Raw genomic sequence first — 548 nt, forward strand, 5'->3', positions numbered from 1 at the left:
TCGCTCCGCAAGGAGTACGATGATCGAGTGACGCAGCACGCCCGGAAAGCCCCGCGCCAAGCCGAGGCCGAACGCAACGACCGCGCCGTGCTCCAAGCCGCGCGGGAGGTGCTCGCGACGGACGGGGCGCATGCCTCGGTCGCCGCCATCGCCGAGCGAGCGGGCGTCGGGATCGGGAGCCTCTATCGCCGCTACCGGACGAAAGAGGAACTGTTCCAACATCTCTGCGCGATCGTGCTCGGTGACTACCTCACCGCCGCGGAAGAGGGACTCGCACATGAGGACCCCTGGGAAGGTCTGGTGCACTACGTCACGACCTCGATCAGCCTCGCCTCCGGCTCGCTCGCCCCCATCGCCGGCACCATCACGATCACCCCGGAAATGGCGGAGCAGAACCAACGGGCCGACGACGCGGTCAAGGCACTGGTCGACCGGGCACACAACTCGGGCGCGCTGCGACCCGACGTGACCCAGATCGACCTGGAACTCCTCATCGAGCAACTCGCCAAATCCCCGCTGCTCGAGCAGCTCAAAAAGCAGGGACGGAC

General features: G+C 67.2%; 1 protein-coding gene. It reads left to right on the forward strand.

The window, feature by feature from the left end:
* Window positions 1-27: 27 nt before the first annotated feature.
* Window positions 28-548 (forward strand): TetR/AcrR family transcriptional regulator (locus tag FXO23_RS50675; RefSeq protein ID WP_158896386.1); only part of this gene is annotated, 521 nt, incomplete at its 3' end.

Origin of the sequence: Amycolatopsis anabasis (genome assembly GCF_009765355.1) — a bacterium.
Taxonomy (GTDB): Bacteria; Actinomycetota; Actinomycetes; order Mycobacteriales; family Pseudonocardiaceae; genus Amycolatopsis; species Amycolatopsis anabasis.